Here is a 19453-nt window from a genome sequence, read left to right as displayed (position 1 = left end):
AAAATAGCCTGCTCTCTTCCTTTGTGCTGAGAACAGGCTATTTTTTCTTTAAAAAAGTTCCTTAAAAATGCCCTATCTCCCTCAAAAATTAAGTGGAAAATGGTACAATTGACAAAGAATCTCAGGGCGGCAGGTGGAATCATTTGAACAAAACATATCAAGTGCGGATCGTGTTATCTGTTCTTGCATTTATCTTAATCATAAGCTGGGATTTCTTTTATTATCTAGGCGGCTATCAAATTAATTGGCCGCTCGATCTAGCCTTTACAGTCGTTGTGTTAGCAGGGATCTGGGTTGTCTCAGGATATGTAGACCGCTTGAATTTACTTGTGTCAGATCTAAATAAGAGAGAAAAAGAGGCACACAAGCTGACAGAGCGGCTGAACCGAATTACAGATAACTTGCAAGAAATTGTCTTTGAAACAGATGAAAAAGGGCACATCATCTTCTTAAATCAAGCATGGAAACAAATGACCGGCTATGAAATAGATGAATGTCTAGGTACGATGTACAATCAGTACTTTGATCAAGAAGAAAGAGTTATTCAGCATTTGTCATCTGTTATCAAAGAGCATAAAGATTCAGGGCGGATCGAGCTGCAGCTTCTTCATAAAGAGGGGAAGAAAGTATGGGGAGACGTTCATTATAAACTCTACTTTGATGAAGAGCACCAGTTTACTGGAGGTATTGGAACAGTTGCAGATATTACAAAACAAAAGTTGGCAAAGCTTGAGCTTGAAAAATCAAATCAACAATTGCAAATGCAGGCGCAAAAGCTGGCCGTTGCAGGACAAATAGCCGCTGGAATCGCCCATGAAGTCAGAAATCCGCTGACCTCAGTAAACGGCTTTTTGCAGCTGATGAAAACGCAATATCCTGAAAGAACCGATTATTTTGACATTATTTTTTCCGAAATTAAACGGATTGATTTTGTTTTAAGTGAGCTGCTAGTACTGGCAAAGCCGCAGTCGGTCCAGTTTCAAGAAGTTCAGCTTCATGCACTGTTAGAGCAGGTCATTACATTGCTAAAAACCAATGCAGTCCTTTCGAATATTGATCTCAAACAGCCATTTAAAAAGCAGGATGCCGGCGCTATATTAGCAGACGCTAACCAAATGAAGCAGCTGTTCATTAATTTAATCAAAAATGCCATTGAGGCAATGCCTGAAGGCGGCAGTATATACATATCAACAGAAAAAGTGATGAATGAATGGAAAATTACCATTCAAGATGAAGGAAAAGGGATGTCTGAAGAGGATATTCAGAAAATATATGATCCTTTCTTCTCCACGAAAACAGAAGGGACGGGACTTGGCCTCACCATCTGTGCAGCGATTTTAAAAGATCATCACGGTAGGATGGATGTGGTCAGTGAGCTGGGAGAAGGTACAGCTTTTCATATCTATTTACCTGTGTGGCAAAAAAGCAGACAGCAGCAAGGCGAGAGGACGTGATTTCATGAAGGCGAAAGCTTTATTTGTATATGGGACGCTTCTGCAGCATGAAGAGCACCACAAGACGTATATGAAAGAAAGCAGGTCATTAGCTAAGTCAGCTTGGATCAGCGGCAGAATCTATGATACAGGTCAAGGATACCCTGCGTGCATTCTAGCAGAGAAAAGCACAGTATATGGAGAATTGTACGAGGTAACCGCAAGCACGCTGAATAAGATAGATTTACTTGAGGAAGGGTATGACAAGCAGGTCGTCGATGTCATGACAGACCGGGGGCTGGTCGCGGCTATTACATACACTTTACCAAAGCAGAAGGTATCAGCGCTGAAGGAAATCGAGAGCGGCTGCTGGAAGGAATATAGAATGTGGCAGCAGAAGCCAGCATCCTTCTATTATTTTGCCTATGGCTCCTGTATGGATGATGCAAGATTTAAGCTGGCGGAAGTCGATCATTATTTTAAACAAATCATCGGCGGCGGTGCACTGAACGGCTTTACAACTAGATTTACATTGGTAAGGGCTGATGGGTCAAGAGCCGATATGGTAGAAGACGGCGGAGAAACAGAGGGCGTTTTATATGAGGTTCCTTTTGATGCCATTCGATATTTGTACAAACGAGAAGGCGTTTATGAGGGCACATATCGTCCAGCTTTTGTCGATGTCAAAATAGGTGATCAAATATATGCGGACTGTTTAACCTTTCTAGTTCTTCAAAAGAGCGAAGAAATTGCTCCTCCAGGTCATTACCGCAGTGAAATTGAAAAAGGAGCAGATCTTTACTTAAGTGAAGCGTTCCGTAAAAAAATTCGCTCGCATATGGATTCATTAATCAAACCGTAGTAAAATGCATGGTAAGTGAGATAAAAGGAGTCTGAACATGAAAAAGGAATATGCAGTCATTGGTCTTGGACGCTTTGGCGGAAGTATTTGCAAGGCGCTCAGCGAAGAAGGACTTGAAGTCATGGCCATGGATATGAATGAAGATCGAGTGAACGAATACGCGAAAATTGCTTCACATGCGGTCATTGGCGATTCGACGGACGAATCTGTTTTAAAAAATCTCGGCATTCGCAATTTTGATCATGTCATCGTTGCGATTGGTGAAAACATTCAGGCCAGTATTTTAACGACGATTATGCTGAAAGAGCTTGGCGTCAAAATGGTCACAGTAAAGGCGCAAAACGACTATCACGAAAAGGTACTAAATAAAATTGGGGCTGATCGCATCGTTCATCCAGAGCGAGACATGGGCAGACGAATTGCACATAAAATCATCTCCAACAACGTATTAGATTATCTGGAGCTGTCAGATGAGTACAGCCTCATTGAAATCGTTGCCAACAGCAGGCTTGCAGGGCATTCTCTTTTAGATCTCGATATTAGAGCGAGATACGGCATTAATATTGTGGCGATTAAGCGTGGTAAAGAAGTGATTGTTTCACCGCTCGCAGATGAAATGATTCAAAAAGAAGATATCCTGATTGTCATCGGGTCAGTAGCCGATATCGGACGCTTTGAAAAACGAGAAATGCAGAACGATTATTAAACACTCCTGGGCGGGGTGTTTTTTTATGTGATTGTGTACACTTGAGGTGGACAGTGAAGAGGAAAGAAGACATTTAAAAGGGCTGTTTTGTTCTGCATAAACATTAAAGTCAATCATCATATTTTTCATGCAATTATCACTATTCGGAAATAAAAATCAGTCTTTTTATCTGGATGATTTTCTCTAAATGTCATTGACTGGGCAAACAGATTCGTTTACGATAAGAAACATTATATTGTTTACTTGGAGGAGGCAGTGTCGTTGGATAAGGAGCTTTTCAGACATCAAATTGAGGTAGCTGCAAAGAGAAAAAAAGCAGCCCTCGTGATTAAACATGCGAAGATTATGGACGTGTTTAACCAGGAATGGATAGACGCTGATGTCGCTGTTGAAAATGGACAAATAGTAGGGATTGGAGAGTACGAGGGAGAACAGGAGCTGGATGCAGCAGGTCAAATGCTTGTACCCGGTTTTATTGATGGCCATGTTCATATCGAGTCCTCTATGGTTACCCCTGCTGAATTCTCCAAAGCTGTCGTCCCGCGCGGTGTGACAACTGTCGTAACAGACCCACATGAAATTGCCAATGTTTCAGGGATCACAGGCATCCGTTTTATGCTGGAAGAAGCGAGAAAAGCTGCCTTAAATATTTATTTCATGCTGCCATCCTGCGTACCGGCAGTTAGTTTTGAGCGATCAGGTGCTGTTTTAAAAGCGAAAGATTTAAAGCCTTTGTATCAAGAGAAAGAGGTTCTTGGTCTTGCCGAGGTGATGGATTACGTCGGTGTGGAGCAGGCAGAAGAAGATATGCTTCAAAAGCTGCTTGATGCTCAAAATGAGAATAAATTGATTGATGGTCATCTAGCAGGCTTAACAGACCGATTAATAAACGTTTACCGCACAGCGAGTGTTCAAACAGATCATGAGGTAACAACAGCCGAAGAAGCCCTTGAACGTGTAAAACGAGGCATGTATGTCATGCTGAGAGAAGGCTCTGTTGCCAAAAACGTGAAAAACGTTTTACCAGCTGTGAATGAAAAGAATGTGAGACGCTTTTTCTTTTGTACCGATGACAAACATTTAGATGATTTAATGGCGGAGGGAAGTATTGACGAACAAGTACGAATGTCTATAAAAGAAGGGTTAGACCCATTTTTAGCATATCAAATGGCAAGTTTAAACGCAGCTGAGTGCTTTGGCCTCAAAACAAAGGGAGCCATTGCGCCAGGTTTTGATGCTGATTTTATGCTCGTCTCTGATCTTCATCAAGTCGACATCACCAGCGTATTTATTGCAGGAGAATTGGTGGCGCAGCATGGAGAGTACAAGCCAGGTGTCGAAAAAATTGCACCGAGTCCAGTCTTATTACAATCTGTTCATACTATAGATGTTCAAGAGCAAGATCTGGCTCTGCCTATCACAGCTCATCAAAAAATGAATGTGATCCGTATTATTCCGAATCAGCTAGAAACAAAATTAGAACAAGCCTCTCCCTCAGAAACGAACGGACAATTCACTAGCGATACAGAAAGAGATGTATTAAAAATGGTGCTTGTCGAACGTCATCAAGGCTTATCTGAAATGGGGATAGGGATTGTCAGCGGCTTTGGGTTAGAAAAGGGTGCAATTGCAACAACGGTTGCGCATGATTCTCACAATTTAATTGCGGTTGGCACAAATGATGCTGATATCGTGAAAGCCATTGACGCGTTAAAAGAAGCAGGGGGCGGTTTAACTGTTGTCAAAGATGGCCAGTCTCTTCATACGCTTCCATTACCGATCTCTGGTTTATTGTCAGATCAGCCGGCACATCTTGTAAATGAAAGCCTTCATGCGCTCCATGAAGCGTTAAAAGAAACAGGCTTTACTTTAGATTTTAATCCGTTTTTGACGCTGTCCTTCTTGGCACTCCCAGTCATTCCTGATGTGAAAATGACGACAAAGGGTTTGTTTGATGTCAGAAGCTTTCAGCATCTCCCAATTCAATCATAAAAAAACCGCATAGGTATATATGCGGTTTTATGAATGGTGAAAAAAAGAGACACAGCCAAGCGGCATGTGTCTCTTTTTGTGATTACACTTCCATAATAATCGGTAAGATCATTGGACGGCGTCTTGTTTTTTCATAAAGGAAAGGTGCAAGGGTGTCTGTAATTTCGTTCTTAATTTCAGACCACTGAGTTGTCTTACGTTCCATTACTTTTTCAAGATGCTTTGAAATTAAATCCTGTGCATCGTTGATAAGGTCTCCAGATTCTCTCATGTAGACAAAACCTCTTGAGATCAAATCAGGACCAGCAGAGATTTTGAATTCTTTCATGTCCATGCTGACAACCACAATAACGAGGCCCTCTTCAGAAAGAATGCGGCGGTCTCTTAAAACGATGTTTCCGATATCGCCAATACCGCTTCCGTCGATATACACGTTGCCTGATGGAATTTTGCCAGCGACACTTGCTTCGTCACCTTTCAGTGCAAGAACTTCACCGTTATCCATGATAAAGCAGTTTTCCTCAGGGATGCCGCAGTCATTCGCGAGCTTGATATGCGTTTTTTGCATGCGGTATTCACCGTGAATCGGCATAAAGAATTTTGGTTTAATTAAACGGAGCATCAGTTTTTGTTCTTCTTGTCCGCCGTGACCAGATGTATGAATATTATTAAGCGAGCCATGAATGACCTCAGCGCCTGCACGATAAAGCTGGTTAATGGTGCGGCTTACGCTAATATTGTTACCTGGGATCGGTGAAGATGAGAAGACAACAGTGTCTCCAGGGTTAATAGAAATCTGGCGGTGAGTACCGTTCGCAATACGAGAAAGAGCTGCCATCGGTTCACCCTGGCTACCAGTACAAAGAATGGTTACTTTGTTTGCTGGAAGGCGGTTGATTTCATTATGTTCAATAAACGTGTTTTTTGGACATTTAATATAGCCAAGATCTTGTCCAATATCAATAGCAGACTCCATACTGCGTCCAAATACAGCGACTTTTCTGCCGTTGGCAACAGCAGACTCAATCACTTGCTGAAGTCTGTGAATGTTTGAAGCAAACGTGGCAAAAATGATACGTCCATCGACTTTTCTAAAGATGTCATCAATGCTTTCACCTACGCGTCTTTCAGACATCGTAAATTCTGGGATTTCACTGTTTGTACTATCAGATAAAAGACAAAGAACGCCTTCTTTTCCGATCTCAGCCATTTTGGTTAAATTGGCAGGCTCGCCAACAGGAGTAAAGTCAAACTTGAAATCACCTGTATGTACGATGTTACCAGGAGGTGTCTTGACGACAATTCCATAAGAATCTGGAATACTGTGTGTCGTTCTAAAGAAAGACACAGCTGTTTTTCTAAATTTAATGGTATCTTCTTCTTCAAAAATGTGAAGTTTTGTTTGTCTCAAGAGACCATGCTCTTCCAATTTATTACGAAGTAGGCCGATTGCGAGTTTGCCGCCGTAAACTGGAATATTCACTTGCTTGAGAAGGTAAGGGATACCGCCGATGTGGTCTTCATGTCCGTGAGTAATGAAAAGACCTTTGATTTTATCTTCGTTTTTAACTAAGTACGTATAGTCAGGGATGACGTAGTCAATTCCAAGAAGCTCATCTTCAGGAAACTTAATACCAGCATCAATTAAAATGATTTCATCTTGAAATTGAACGCCATACGTGTTTTTACCGATCTCGCCTAAACCGCCGAGCGCAAAAACTGCCGCCTGATCATTTTTAACAAATTTCATTCCTCTCATAGCTCCAATACTTTAAAATTTTCACTTTCTCGTTCATAGTCTAAAAAAGCACCGTCTACAGGCTGAATGAATTCAATGTTGTAGTTATGTTTTTTCAACTTATCGCGTACGTCTCTTTCAGAAACCGCTTCAACGTATAGTGAATCTGTGTGTTCTCTTACAGGTACCTCAGTAGTACTTGCCTGAAAAAATACCTTATATATCATCCAAATCTCTCCTTAAATACCGTATGTTACACTCGCTTATTCTATTATATTAAAAAAACGCGCATAAGAAAAGTCTCTGAGAAAAAAGGACCTTCGGCGGATGTGCGGAAGATCCCTTTAAGCAATCGATTTTTTACGAAGCATGTCCTTCCATTGTCTTCGAATTTTCTTGCGCAGACGACGAAGCATCACATGCCGCCTCCTTTCGGTTTGAAGTAAGCTTAAACAGCGTATTCCGGTCTCTCTATATACTTGTATTATATGATGTTTCCAATGAATGTTACATGGATATATGTGGGAAATAGGCGTTTTCAAAAGGAATTGGTTTCGAAAGCGGAAATCTTTCTGTATGATGAAAGGGAGTGTGTATACATATAACAAAGGGCAGGAGGGCGAGATATGAATAAAAAAGTCATCTTTTTTGATATCGATGGTACTTTATATGATCATGATAAAAAAATACCTGAGTCAGCGAAGCGAGCGGTTCATTTATTAAAAGAAAAAGGCCATCATCTCTTTATAGCATCTGGGCGTTCTCCTTTTCTGATTGAGCCCATTTTAGAAGAATTAGGGCTTGACTCATTCATTGCTTATAACGGTCAGTATGTCATGTATGAGGGAGACGTTATTTACGGCAATCCGCTGAAGCAGGAGCTGATGGAGCGGATTTATGAGACAGCGGATCGTCATGATCATCCGCTTGTTTTTATGGGAGAAGAAACGATGAAGGCGTCTGTGCCGAACCATCCGTTTATCCATGAAGGAATCGGTACTTTAAAAACAGAGCATCCTGAGCACGATTTATCTTTCTTTAAAGAAAACGACATTTTTCAAATGCTCCTATTTTGTAAGGCAGAAGAGGAAGAGCAGTATAAGGCATTCCACGATGAAATTGACCTTGTCAGATGGCATGAGCTGTCAACAGATGTTCTGCCAAAAGGCGGATCAAAAGCTGAAGGGATCAAACGAGTCATCGAAAGACTTCCTTACGATCAAAAGGATACCATTGCCTTTGGAGACGGACTGAACGATAGAGAAATGATTTCGTTTGCTGGAACAGGCGTTGCGATGGGAAATGCTGTGAGTGAACTGAAAGCATTGGCTGATTTTGTGACAAAGCCAGTAGATGAGGACGGCATATTCCATGCAGTGACCCATCTTGGCCTTATGGAAGAATAAAAAAGAAGACCCTTAGATGCTGGGTCTTCTTTTTATGTTATGATCTGCCGATCGCAACAGAGTTTTCTGGCTCAGCGAATGGCTGATCCTTTTGAATATGATCATAAAACATAATGCCATTTAAATGGTCAATTTCATGCTGAAAGACAATAGCGGGGAAACCTTTTAGACGGATATCAATGTCCTCTCCTTCAAGCGTTGTGGCCTTGACCCTGATTTTTTGATATCGAGGAACAAATCCAGGGATGGCTTCATCGACTGATAAGCAGCCTTCACCAGTAGCTAAATAAGCTCTTTTGACTGAATGACTGACAATACGCGGGTTGAATAGAGCATAGCTATATTCTTCTCCGTCTTCATCCTCACAGTGAACTGCGATCATCCGTTTACTAATATTGATCTGCGGAGCAGCTAATCCAACGCCGGGTCTTAGGTCGTATTTTTCAGCAATGTCAGCATCTTGACTGTTTTTGACGAATTCAATCATATCAGCTAATTGCTGTTTTTCCTCTTCTGTTGGCGGGAGCTCGACCGCTTCAGCTGTTTGTCTTAAGACGGGATGTCCGTCCCTTACGATATCATCCATGGTAATCACAAAACTTCACTCCTATTTCCTTTGTATGTAAAGTATATAAAATGATACACAACATATGCAATGAAATAAAGAAGACCGGTCTATGAGACCGGTCAAAGGCTTATAACAGCCTTAGCAGCAGCCACCGCCGCCTAAGAATGCTGCGCCAACGATGATTAATAGGATGAAAAGCACAACGATTAAAGCGAATGTACGTCCGCCGCCGTATCCGCATCCGTATCCACCGCCATAACTTGGGTAACAACAGCCGCCGCCGTATCCATACCCGTAACCGCCGTATCCACCATACATACTTCCATGACTATAATTAGACATACTTTTGACCTCCTTTGGAAATACACTCAGCCTCTCATAAGTGAAGGCGAAGCGTGTAATATAAACTATGTATGAATGCACTATTTGTATAGTCATGAGCCTATTGCTTGAAAAAAATCTTCTCCGCCTCATCTGATTGACCTCTTTCCTTGTCACAAACGCCTTTAAAAATTATAGTGGTATGTGGAGATGTAAAGGGGGACCTTGTGATGAGACAGATGAAAAGAAGCATGAAAGCAGGTGCTGCTTTAGCGGGGATATGTACCCTTTTGCTGGCAGGATGCGGAGGTCAAAGTCCATTCAATGACATGCAAGATGCGATGACGAAAATGAGTGAAAAAGAAGCAACCTTTGAAAAAGAGCAAGGTACACTTCAAAGCTATGAGAAAAAAGAGCAGAAGCTGTATACAAAAATGATTCAAACAACAAAGGACCATCCAAAAACAGTATCAAACCTTTCTGATCAGGCGTTAGCATCGGCAGCGAAACGAGAAGAACATTTAAAAACAGAAAAAGACAGCATGGATGAATCAAAAAAAGAATTGAAAACGGTAAAAGAATCTGCCGCACGATTGCAAGATGCGGAGTTAAAAGAGAAAGCAGACCAAACGGTTAAATCGATCGAGAAACGATATGCGTCATATGATCAGCTTTACAAAGAGTATCAAAAGGCGCTAAAACAAGATCAGCATTTGTATCAATCTTTAAAGAAAAAGGATCTAGGATATGAAGAGCTGAAGTCTAAGTTGAAGACAGTGAATCGTTCATATAGCAAAGTAAGAAAAGAAAGTAAGAAGTTCAATCAATATACAGATCAATTGAATGATCATAAAAAGGCTTTGTATAAAGCAGCAGATCAAGAGTCAAAAAAGAGCTGAAAAACAGCTCTTTTTTTATTTTTCGACAAAAACAAACATTTTCTATTGTAGTACAGTAGTACACTCTATACTAGTACAGATTGGGTTGTTTGTTAAACAGATTGATACAGTTCACCATAAAAAGTAAAGCGAATACATTTATTTAAATAAAGCCGTTAAATCAATTGACGGACTATTTTTCTTGTTGTAAACTATTCCTTGTTAACAGAAGTTGTATTAGTTTTTTGTGAACTATCGTTAATACAGTTAGAAGGACTCAAAAACGAGTGGTCAACCAATGTTTCGACAACGATCTTAGTGGCTATTATATACAGGAGTCATATGAGTATTTTGGGTTATCCTATATCTGTATGTATAAATGGATTCACGACAAATGGACTGTTAAAAGAAAGGAAGAGGTGACTTTAGAATGGCTGCAAAAACAAAAAAAGCAATTGTTGATAGCAAAAAGCAATTTGATGCCATCAAAAAGCAGTTTGAAACGTTTCAAATTTTAAACGAAAAAGGCGAAGTCGTAAACGAAGCGGCAATGCCGGATCTTTCAGATGACCAATTAAAAGAATTAATGCGCCGTATGGTGTTTACACGTGTATTAGATCAACGTTCAATTTCATTGAACCGTCAAGGACGTCTTGGCTTCTATGCGCCAACAGCTGGACAAGAGGCTTCTCAGCTTGCAACTCACTTTGCACTTGAGAAAGAAGATTTCATTCTTCCAGGATATCGTGATGTACCACAATTAATCTGGCACGGTCTTCCGCTAACAAAAGCATTTTTGTTCTCTCGCGGACACTTTGTTGGTAACCAAATGCCTGAAGATGTGAATGCACTTTCACCGCAAATCATTATCGGTGCACAAATCATTCAAGCTGCTGGTGTAGCTCTTGGTTTGAAAAAACGCGGTAAAAAAGCTGTTGCAATCACTTACACTGGTGACGGTGGAGCTTCACAAGGTGATTTCTACGAAGGTATTAACTTTGCAGGGGCTTACAAAGCGCCAGCGATTTTTGTTGTCCAAAACAACAGATATGCGATCTCTACACCTGTTGAAAAGCAGTCTGCTGCACAAACAATTGCACAAAAAGCAGCTGCAGCTGGTATCGTAGGCGTACAAGTTGACGGTATGGATGCATTAGCTGTTTATGCAGCAACTGCTGAAGCTCGTGAGCGCGCTGTAAATGGTGAAGGTCCAACATTAATCGAAACTCTTACATTCCGTTACGGCCCACATACAATGGCTGGTGACGATCCAACAAGATATCGTACAAAAGAAGACGAAAACGAGTGGGAGCAAAAAGATCCATTGGTACGCTACCGCAAATTCTTGGAAAACAAAGGCCTATGGTCTGAAGAAGAAGAGAATAAAGTGATCGAAGATGCAAAAGAACAAATCAAACAAGCGATCAAAGAAGCTGACGAACAGCCTAAGCAAAAAGTCACTGACTTGATTGAAAACATGTACGACGTGAAACCATTCAACTTAGTTGAACAGCTTGAAATTTACAAACAGAAGGAGTCGAAGTAAGCCATGGCGCAAATGACAATGATTCAAGCGATCACTGATGCGTTACGCACAGAACTGAAAAATGACGAAAACGTTCTCGTTTTCGGAGAAGACGTTGGTAAAAACGGCGGCGTATTCCGTGCGACTGAAGGATTGCAAAAAGAGTTTGGTGAGGATCGTGTATTCGATACTCCACTTGCTGAATCTGGTATTGGCGGTCTTGCAATTGGCCTTGGACTACAAGAATTCCGCCCAGTAATGGAAATTCAATTCTTCGGATTCGTTTACGAAGTATTAGATTCTGTTTCTGGACAAATGGCTCGTATGCGTTACCGTTCTGGCGGACGCTGGCATTCTCCAGTGACAATCCGTTCTCCATTCGGAGGGGGAGTTCACACACCTGAGCTTCACGCTGACAGCTTAGAAGGTCTTATCGCACAACAGCCTGGTATCAAGGTTGTCATTCCTTCAACACCTTATGATGCAAAAGGACTTTTAATTTCTGCAATTCGTGACAACGATCCTGTAGTGTTCCTTGAGCATATGAAACTTTATCGTTCTTTCCGTCAGGAAGTTCCTGAAGAAGAGTACACAATTGAAATCGGAAAAGCTGACGTGAAACGTGAAGGTTCTGACCTTTCAATCATCACTTACGGTGCAATGGTTCACGAATCACTAAAAGCTGCTGAAGAGCTAGAAAAAGAAGGCGTTTCTGCTGAAGTTATCGACCTTCGCACAGTAAGCCCGCTTGATATTGAAACAATCATCGCTTCTGTTGAAAAAACAGGCCGTGCGATCGTTGTTCAAGAAGCACAAAAACAAGCTGGTATTGCTGCAAACGTAGTAGCTGAAATCAATGACAGAGCGATCCTTAGCCTGGAAGCACCAGTACTTCGTGTAGCTGCACCTGATACTGTATTTGCTTTCTCTCAAGCTGAGAGCGTATGGCTTCCAAACCATAAAGATGTACTTGAAACAGCGAAGAAAGTTCTTGAATTTTAATTAAATGACAGAGGGGAAAAGAATTTATTTCTCTTCCCCTTTATCAATTACATGACCGTGTAAATATACACAACAAGGGTTCAACAAAATCTAGGAGGCGAAAAACAGTGGCATTTGAATTTAAACTTCCGGACATCGGAGAAGGTATCCACGAAGGTGAGATCGTTAAGTGGTTTGTTAAACCAAACGACGAAATCAATGAAGATGACGTTTTAGCAGAGGTACAAAATGATAAAGCAGTTGTAGAAATTCCTTCACCTGTTAAAGGAAAAGTATTAGAATTAAAAGTTGAAGAGGGAACAGTTGCAACTGTAGGACAAACAATCATTACGTTTGATGCACCTGGTTACGAAAATCTTCAATTTAAAGGCAGCGAAGAAAAAGGCGAAGCAAAAACTGAAGCTCAAGTACAAGGTACTGCTGAAGCTGGTAACGAGCCAGAGAAGAAAGAAGTAGCACAAGAAGAAGCGGCAGCAGCAACTGGTGCAGGCGCACAAGAGCAAGTAGATGCTGATCCAAACAAACGCGTTATCGCTATGCCATCTGTACGTAAATATGCTCGCGAAAAAGGCGTTGAAATTTACAAAGTTGCAGGTTCTGGTAAAAACGGACGTGTATTAAAAGAAGATATCGACAGCTTCGTTAATGGTGGTTCTGCAGCTCAAGAAGCAGCACCTCAAGCAGCTGAAAGTGTGAAAGAAGAAGCAGCTCCTAAAGCGGCAGCAGCTCCAGTTCTTGAAGGAGAATTCCCAGAAACTCGCGAGAAAATGAGCGGAATCCGCAAAGCAATCGCGAAAGCAATGGTGAACTCTAAGCATACAGCTCCTCACGTAACATTAATGGATGAAGTTGATGTAACAAACCTTGTTGCACATCGTAAACAATTCAAACAAGTTGCAGCTGATCAAGGAATCAAGTTAACTTACTTGCCTTACGTTGTAAAAGCTCTAACTTCTGCTTTGAAAAAGTACCCAGTACTTAACACTTCTATCGATGATAAAACAGATGAAGTTGTTCAAAAGCATTACTACAACATCGGAATTGCAGCTGACACTGAAAAAGGCTTGCTCGTTCCAGTTGTGAAAAATGCAGATCGCAAAGCGATTTTCGAAGTTTCTAACGAAATCAATGAGCTTGCAACAAAAGCACGTGATGGTAAATTGGCTCCAGCTGAAATGAAAGGTGCATCTTGCACAATCACAAACATCGGTTCTGCTGGTGGACAATGGTTTACTCCAGTCATCAACCACCCAGAAGTAGCGATTCTTGGTATTGGCCGTATCGCTGAAAAAGCGGTTGTTCGTGATGGCGAAATCGTTGCAGCTCCAGTCTTAGCTCTTTCCCTAAGCTTTGACCACCGTATGATTGACGGAGCTACTGCGCAAAATGCCCTTAACCACATCAAGCGTTTATTGAATGATCCACAATTAATTTTAATGGAGGCGTAATGTCATGGTAGTAGGAGATTTCCCAATCGAAACAGATACTCTTGTCATCGGTGCAGGTCCTGGTGGATATGTAGCTGCTATTCGTGCTGCACAGCTTGGACAAAAAGTAACAATCGTTGAAAAAGGAACACTTGGCGGTGTATGTCTAAACGTTGGCTGTATCCCTTCAAAAGCATTAATCAATGCTGGCCATCGTTTTGAAAATGCTAAGCATTCTGAAGACATGGGTATCAAAGCTGAAAACGTAACAGTTGATTTCACAAAAGTTCAAGAGTGGAAAGCTTCTGTTGTTAATAAGTTAACAGGTGGAGTTCAAGGTCTTCTTAAAGGAAATAAAGTAGACATCGTCAAAGGTGAAGCTTATTTCGTAGACAGCAACTCTGTACGTGTGATGGATGATAATTCAGCACAGACTTACACTTTCAAAAATGCAATTCTTGCAACTGGATCTCGTCCAATTGAATTGCCTACTTTTAAATACACAGACCGCGTGATCAACTCAACTGGTGCTTTAGCGCTTAAAGAAGTACCTAAAAAGTTAGTTGTCATCGGTGGTGGATACATCGGTACTGAGCTTGGTACTGCTTATGCAAACTTTGGAACAGAAGTTGTGATCCTTGAAGGTGGAGACGAAATCCTTCCAGGTTTCGAAAAGCAAATGAGCTCATTGGTTAAACGTAACCTGAAGAAAAAAGGAAACGTTGAAATCCATACAAACGCTCTTGCAAAAGGCGTTGAAGAAAAATCTGATGGTGTCACTGTTACGTTCGAAGTAAAAGGCGAAGAGAAAACAGTTGATGCTGATTACGTACTTGTGACTGTTGGTCGTCGTCCAAACACTGATGAGCTTGGTCTTGAGCAAGTTGGTGTTGAATTGACTGACCGCGGAGTTGTCAAAACAGACAAACAATGCCGTACAAGCGTATCTAACATCTATGCAATTGGTGACATCGTTGATGGACCACCACTTGCTCACAAAGCTTCTTACGAAGGTAAAATTGCAGCTGAAGCAATCGCTGGAGAGCCAGCTGAAATTGATTACCTTGGTATTCCTGCTGTTGTATTCTCTGAGCCAGAACTTGCAACTGTTGGATACACTGAAGCAGAAGCAAAAGCAGAAGGAATCGAAATCGTTGCAGCGAAATTCCCATTCGCAGCGAACGGACGTGCACTTTCTCTTGATGCAACTGATGGCTTCATGAAAATGATCACTCGTAAAGAGGATGGTCTAGTTATCGGTGCACAAATTGCAGGTGTTGGCGCTTCTGATATGATTTCAGAGCTTAGCCTTGCAATCGAAGCTGGAGTGACTGCTGAAGATATCGCTATGACAATTCACGCTCACCCAACATTAGGTGAAATTACAATGGAAACGGCTGAAGTAGCAATCGGAAGCCCAATCCACATCGTAAAATAATGAAGCCTATGAAACCCTCTCCTTGATGGAGAGGGTTTTTTTGCGTTTGAACTCCATATGAAAAACCCCTCATGAGGTGAGGGGTTTTTTCATATGGATATATATAAGTGCAAGGTAAATATCATTAGTTTGTATTGACGCGGTCTAAAGCATGGCATAAAGGAGATAAGATTTCCTGTTTACTGCGGACATTTCCTTCCACCTTCACGATCACTTTTTCATCATTGACAAGTAAAATAGCCGGTAATTCGTCAACTTCATTTTTCCAGCCTTTACGATCTTCTTTCACAATCATTTTTGACATTTCCTTAGGATATTCATTTTTTAAATCGAGGACTGCATCATAATATGGGCTTTCTTTATCAAGGTTTTCTGCATCAGTAAAAAAGAGAATTCTCGGTTTTTGAATATGACTGACTTGGTCGGTCTGATTCGGTATGATATAAGCAAATGAGCATGAACTAAGTACAAAGAGCATGGGGAATATAATGAGAAGTGTCCTCAAAAAATTCAATCTATTCACCTCAAAATCATTTGGGGTTGTCCCAACATTTTTAGGAGCTTGTTCCCTGTTAGTCACTCTAGTGTATCATGTCCCTTTTGACAATTTTCGATTGTTACTCAATTGTTACAGAATTGATATGAAGCAAAATACAATTGAAACGTTCCCTCAATATGATGTGAAAAAAGCACATATTTATAAAAAATGATTAATTGTGTCATACAATTAACCGTTGACAACTTAAATGTGACATCATATTATAGAAATAAGAAATAGATCAAACGCTTTCAAACTATGAATGAAGAAAAGGGGAATGTACGTGGGTACAATTATTTGTCAAGATTGCAATGAAACCATTGATCAATTTGAAAATGAAAAAGTGACAACGCTATACGGAACGTGCGGTCACTGTCATTGCTGTGATGAAGCCTCTGAATAAATAAAAAAAGCATGCAGCTCCATTTGGGGCTGCATGTTTCTTTTTTATAAAATTGGTTTTTGTTCCTTAATCACACGTATCATTTCAAGCGTTGAATCTTCAGGTCCTTGGACAGGGAGGCCAATTTCAATATTTTTAAAGATATACGATATATTTTCTTCTGTGATAATTTCACCTGGTATAAAAATTGGAATACCTGGCGGATACACCATCACAAACTCTGCGATGATACGGCCGACTGCTTCCTTAAAAGGAACGACTTCTGTTGTGGCATAAAAGGCGTCACGCGGCGTCATAGCAAGCGATGGGATCTCAGGCAGCAGCACTTCCGTTACCGCTTGTTTGCCGCCGTCACGAGTAGAGACTGTGGCAATTTCCTGCATCGCCGTCACGAGCGTATTAATTGTCTCATCTGAATCGCCAGGGGTTACGATACATAAAATATTGTAAAGGTCAGAGAGCTCTACTTCAATTCGATAGCTTTCTCTCAGCCATTTTTCGACATCATGTCCGTTTAACCCAAGGTCTTTAATGGAGATAATTAATTTCGTTGGGTCATAATCGTAAGTAGAAGCTGAACCGAGTATTTCCTTGCCAATGCAGCTAATGCCGTCAATTTGATTCAAGCGGTCTCTCGCTGATTCAGCCAAACGAATGGCTTCATCAGCTAGTGCCTTTCCTTCAGTAGCTAATCTTTTTCTAGCGACATCAAGTGATGCTAAGAGCAAATAAGAAGTGGACGTTGTCGTCAGCATACTCAAAATCGATTGCACGCGGTCTTTTGAAACAAGCCCTTCCTTCATATTTAAAATAGAGCTCTGCGTAAGAGAGCCGCCGAGTTTATGGACACTTGTTGCTGCCATGTCGGCACCTGCCTGCATCGCAGAAAGGGGAAGATCATCATGAAAATGGATATGCACACCGTGTGCTTCATCGACAAGGACAGGCACATCAAATGAATGGGCAATGTCTACGATTGATTTTAAGTCTGCTGAAATACCAAAATACGTTGGATTAATGACAAGTAAACCTTTCGCATCCGGATGCTCAGTGAGCGCCTTTTTGGCTGATTCAGGTGTAATACCGTGAGAGATACCAAGCTCTTTGTCTATTTCTGGGTGAATAAAAACAGGAACTGCGCCAGAAAATACAATCGCGGACATAATAGATTTATGGACGTTACGCGGAACGATAATTTTATCTCCAGGCCCGCATACCGTCATCACCATTGTCATGATAGCGCCGCTTGTGCCTTGAATGGAGAAAAACGTATGATCAGCACCGAAGGCTTCAGCAGCAAGCTCCTGTGCTTCCTTTATCATCCCTCGAGGTGAATGTAAATCATCGAGAGGTTCTATATTAATGAGGTCAATGCTTAATGCATTGTCGCCAATGAATGCTCTAAATTCAGGATCCATTCCGGCTCCTTTTTTATGGCCTGGAATGTGAAATTGGACTGGATTGGTTGCTGCGTGTTTTTTTAGTCCAGTGTATAAGGGTGTATCATGTTGTGACAATTGCTTTCCCACCTTCATCGAAATACCTGCTATTATTGTGCCAATTACAGCAGATTTCATTGCATAAAACAAAAGAATTATATTATGAACTGATCGGAATGTAAAGCATAAAATCAATCGGTTTCTGATCAAACAGATGCTATAATAAAAGTTCAAATCAGAAATGAGTGTTAAAGTGAGGGACAAGTAAATGGAATATCAATATCCAATGGATGTCGACTGGACGACAGAGGAAAAAATTGCAGTCATTTCATTTTTTCAGGCTGTTGAAAAAGCCTATGAAAAAGGAATTGCGAAGCAGGAGTTATTAGACGCTTATAAACGATTTAAAGAGGTTGTGCCATCAAAAGCAGAGGAAAAAACGCATTGTGCGGCGTTTGAAAAGGGAAGCGGGTATTCCCCTTATCGTGCAGTGAAAACCGCAAGAGAGGCAGAAGAGACAGCCGTTATACGCATGTAAAAAACGAGCCTATAAGGGCTCGTTTTTTCATACAGATTCTTTCTGTGTAAAACGGTATAGATACGTCAGTGTGCGGAAGGCATTTTCGATTTTCGATAGGAATTCTTCATTGTTCATTTGAACGACTTCCTCTCTAGGCAGCTGAATGCCGCAAAGAAGCTCGGCTTTCTTGACTGTTTGGACACGTTCAAAAAGCGTTTTCAGCTGTTCGGAATCTAGTTCGCTGTGACGCATGACATCTGGTTTCATATGATCTTTAGACCAAACAAAATCTTGCGGTATTTTCTGCTGGATGGTGTCTAGCTCTTTTTCAAATAGCTGGCCGTACTCACCTTTTACTGGAGATTCATAAATGAGCGCAAACCAGACAAAGACATGTGTTTTCCAAAGCCCAATTTGAAAATGAGGGAGTTTTTTATATCCGCGCTTACTGTTTGCAAAAGCAACCCACGTATCATTTGGCGGGTTAACAGATCTTCTAGCATGCTTTGCGACGTGTACAAACATTTCGTCTCCTGTAATAGAAGAAAGAAGTGGTGCAAAATGTTCGCCAAGTGCCTCAAGCTTTGGACGGACTCTTTCTTTTAATACAGTCATTCGTTCATCTAAACCATCAACTGTGAATGTTTCAAAATCTTCATCTCTAAAACGCATTTCACTCATGTTATGCCTCCTGTATCTTTTCGCTGATCATATTTTATCATAGCTTGGGTCAAGCTCAAAAAAAGATGCACCGTCAGATTAAAGAATGTAAAGGACGTTGTGCAGCGTTTAAAACCTTTCATTTTGTGGTACATCATTAATAGGTAAAGACACAATTTTCAGAATGTCGTTGCGGTTATGCGATCGCTTCATACGATATAAGCAAGAACCATTTCTCTTATCGATTGAATTTTTTATCAATGAAAACTGACAAGGAATGAATCATTCTCTGGAAGGGGCGTTGACCAATGAAGCAAATCGTGAAGCAGGGGTATAGACAGGAGAAGAAAAATCGCATCGCTGTGTGGAGATTAGAGGTTGATTATGAGCTTTCTACGCTTCATGAAGCCATCGAGAATAAAGATGACATCCAAATCGAACGCAGCAAACGAAAGCTTGAGCGCCTAAGAAAAGAATGGGAGCAGCTTCAAGGGTAAAACAGCGTGAGGTAAAAACGAACCAATTCATCGGTTCGTTTTTGTATGAAGCTGCTTTTTTCTTGCTTTTACGTACATAATATCAGTATGCTATTACAAA

At 41.0% G+C, this 19453-nt stretch carries 20 protein-coding genes; 13 read left to right on the top strand and 7 right to left on the bottom strand.

Annotation, left to right across the window (positions count from 1 at the left end):
• Positions 1 to 143 precede the first annotated feature (143 nt).
• The 4 genes from ACP69X_RS07185 (at position 144) to ade (ending at position 4993) form a co-directional block, all read left to right on the top strand.
• Positions 144 to 1454: an ATP-binding protein gene (locus ACP69X_RS07185; RefSeq protein WP_073979444.1), complete on the top strand. Its 1311-nt coding sequence runs from the start codon at positions 144 to 146 to the stop codon at positions 1452 to 1454.
• A gap of 4 nt (positions 1455 to 1458) precedes the next feature.
• The gene (locus ACP69X_RS07180) at positions 1459 to 2295 is read left to right on the top strand and encodes a gamma-glutamylcyclotransferase (RefSeq protein WP_041084970.1); all 837 of its coding nucleotides are present in this window, start codon (positions 1459 to 1461) and stop codon (positions 2293 to 2295) included.
• 37 nt (positions 2296 to 2332) lie between these two features.
• Positions 2333 to 3001 carry a potassium channel family protein gene (locus ACP69X_RS07175; protein WP_041084969.1) on the top strand — a complete coding sequence of 223 codons (669 nt, stop codon included), beginning with the start codon at positions 2333 to 2335 and terminating at the stop codon, positions 2999 to 3001.
• A 261-nt stretch (positions 3002 to 3262) separates the two neighbouring features.
• Positions 3263 to 4993 (top strand): adenine deaminase, encoded by a 1731-nt coding sequence (gene ade, locus ACP69X_RS07170; RefSeq protein ID WP_041084968.1) that lies wholly within the window; start codon positions 3263 to 3265, stop codon positions 4991 to 4993.
• Between the two features lie 82 nt (positions 4994 to 5075).
• Here the strand turns inward: ade and rnjA are convergent, their stop codons facing one another.
• Together rnjA and ACP69X_RS07160 are read right to left on the bottom strand one after the other, a co-directional pair.
• Positions 5076 to 6743 (bottom strand): ribonuclease J1, encoded by a 1668-nt coding sequence (rnjA, locus tag ACP69X_RS07165; protein WP_012009818.1) that lies wholly within the window; start codon positions 6741 to 6743, stop codon positions 5076 to 5078.
• Between the two features lie 5 nt (positions 6744 to 6748).
• Complete coding sequence (locus ACP69X_RS07160; protein ID WP_008345114.1) at positions 6749 to 6958, bottom strand: DNA-dependent RNA polymerase subunit epsilon; 210 nt, start codon at positions 6956 to 6958, stop codon at positions 6749 to 6751.
• A gap of 399 nt (positions 6959 to 7357) precedes the next feature.
• Here ACP69X_RS07160 and ACP69X_RS07155 point away from each other — a divergent pair, with 399 nt between their 5' ends.
• Positions 7358 to 8137, top strand: a complete 780-nt coding sequence (locus ACP69X_RS07155; protein ID WP_075611350.1) for a Cof-type HAD-IIB family hydrolase — start codon at positions 7358 to 7360, stop codon at positions 8135 to 8137.
• A gap of 37 nt (positions 8138 to 8174) precedes the next feature.
• On the opposite strand, the gene def is transcribed toward ACP69X_RS07155, so the two are convergent.
• Both def and ACP69X_RS07145 read right to left on the bottom strand, forming a co-directional pair.
• A complete protein-coding gene (gene def, locus ACP69X_RS07150; protein ID WP_041084966.1) occupies positions 8175 to 8732 on the bottom strand; it encodes a peptide deformylase in 558 nt (185 codons plus the stop codon).
• A 111-nt stretch (positions 8733 to 8843) separates the two neighbouring features.
• Positions 8844 to 9023, bottom strand: coding sequence for a YjcZ family sporulation protein (locus tag ACP69X_RS07145; RefSeq protein WP_026050085.1), 180 nt, complete (start codon positions 9021 to 9023; stop codon positions 8844 to 8846).
• 233 nt (positions 9024 to 9256) lie between these two features.
• Between ACP69X_RS07145 and ACP69X_RS07140 the strand changes: the two genes are divergently transcribed.
• The 5 genes from ACP69X_RS07140 (at position 9257) to lpdA (ending at position 15296) form a co-directional block, all read left to right on the top strand.
• Positions 9257 to 9925 carry a YkyA family protein gene (locus ACP69X_RS07140; protein WP_041084965.1) on the top strand — a complete coding sequence of 223 codons (669 nt, stop codon included), beginning with the start codon at positions 9257 to 9259 and terminating at the stop codon, positions 9923 to 9925.
• 409 nt (positions 9926 to 10334) lie between these two features.
• Positions 10335 to 11450 carry a pyruvate dehydrogenase (acetyl-transferring) E1 component subunit alpha gene (gene pdhA / locus ACP69X_RS07135; protein WP_024424754.1) on the top strand — a complete coding sequence of 372 codons (1116 nt, stop codon included), beginning with the start codon at positions 10335 to 10337 and terminating at the stop codon, positions 11448 to 11450.
• A 3-nt stretch (positions 11451 to 11453) separates the two neighbouring features.
• On the top strand, positions 11454 to 12431 hold the full coding sequence (pdhB, locus tag ACP69X_RS07130) for a pyruvate dehydrogenase complex E1 component subunit beta (RefSeq protein WP_012009824.1): 978 nt from the start codon (positions 11454 to 11456) through the stop codon (positions 12429 to 12431).
• A gap of 107 nt (positions 12432 to 12538) precedes the next feature.
• Positions 12539 to 13879: a dihydrolipoamide acetyltransferase family protein gene (locus ACP69X_RS07125; RefSeq protein WP_426052549.1), complete on the top strand. Its 1341-nt coding sequence runs from the start codon at positions 12539 to 12541 to the stop codon at positions 13877 to 13879.
• A gap of 4 nt (positions 13880 to 13883) precedes the next feature.
• Positions 13884 to 15296 (top strand): dihydrolipoyl dehydrogenase, encoded by a 1413-nt coding sequence (gene lpdA / locus ACP69X_RS07120; protein ID WP_024426892.1) that lies wholly within the window; start codon positions 13884 to 13886, stop codon positions 15294 to 15296.
• A 124-nt stretch (positions 15297 to 15420) separates the two neighbouring features.
• Here lpdA and ACP69X_RS07115 read toward each other — a convergent pair whose 3' ends face one another.
• Positions 15421 to 15819: a hypothetical protein gene (locus ACP69X_RS07115; protein WP_258954564.1), complete on the bottom strand. Its 399-nt coding sequence runs from the start codon at positions 15817 to 15819 to the stop codon at positions 15421 to 15423.
• Positions 15820 to 16117: 298 nt separating this feature from the next.
• Here ACP69X_RS07115 and ACP69X_RS07110 point away from each other — a divergent pair, with 298 nt between their 5' ends.
• Positions 16118 to 16237, top strand: a complete 120-nt coding sequence (locus ACP69X_RS07110) for a GapA-binding peptide SR1P (RefSeq protein ID WP_003212464.1) — start codon at positions 16118 to 16120, stop codon at positions 16235 to 16237.
• A gap of 44 nt (positions 16238 to 16281) precedes the next feature.
• Here ACP69X_RS07110 and ACP69X_RS07105 read toward each other — a convergent pair whose 3' ends face one another.
• A complete protein-coding gene (locus ACP69X_RS07105; protein ID WP_411264391.1) occupies positions 16282 to 17754 on the bottom strand; it encodes an aminotransferase class I/II-fold pyridoxal phosphate-dependent enzyme in 1473 nt (490 codons plus the stop codon).
• A gap of 190 nt (positions 17755 to 17944) precedes the next feature.
• On the opposite strand from ACP69X_RS07105, the gene ACP69X_RS07100 reads away from it, so the two are divergent.
• Positions 17945 to 18214: a UPF0223 family protein gene (locus ACP69X_RS07100; protein ID WP_034281639.1), complete on the top strand. Its 270-nt coding sequence runs from the start codon at positions 17945 to 17947 to the stop codon at positions 18212 to 18214.
• A 27-nt stretch (positions 18215 to 18241) separates the two neighbouring features.
• On the opposite strand, the gene ACP69X_RS07095 is transcribed toward ACP69X_RS07100, so the two are convergent.
• Positions 18242 to 18877, bottom strand: coding sequence for a DUF1054 domain-containing protein (locus tag ACP69X_RS07095; RefSeq protein WP_024426894.1), 636 nt, complete (start codon positions 18875 to 18877; stop codon positions 18242 to 18244).
• 287 nt (positions 18878 to 19164) lie between these two features.
• On the opposite strand from ACP69X_RS07095, the gene ACP69X_RS07090 reads away from it, so the two are divergent.
• Positions 19165 to 19353: a hypothetical protein gene (locus ACP69X_RS07090; protein ID WP_041084960.1), complete on the top strand. Its 189-nt coding sequence runs from the start codon at positions 19165 to 19167 to the stop codon at positions 19351 to 19353.
• The last annotated feature ends 100 nt before the right edge of the window (positions 19354 to 19453 follow it).

It is taken from the genome of Bacillus sp. DC4300-2b2 (assembly GCF_049895685.1).
GTDB classification, from domain to species: Bacteria; Bacillota; Bacilli; order Bacillales; family Bacillaceae; genus Bacillus; species Bacillus safensis.
Note: the sequence above shows the minus strand (reverse complement) of the source record. Positions and strands in the feature narration are given on the sequence as shown.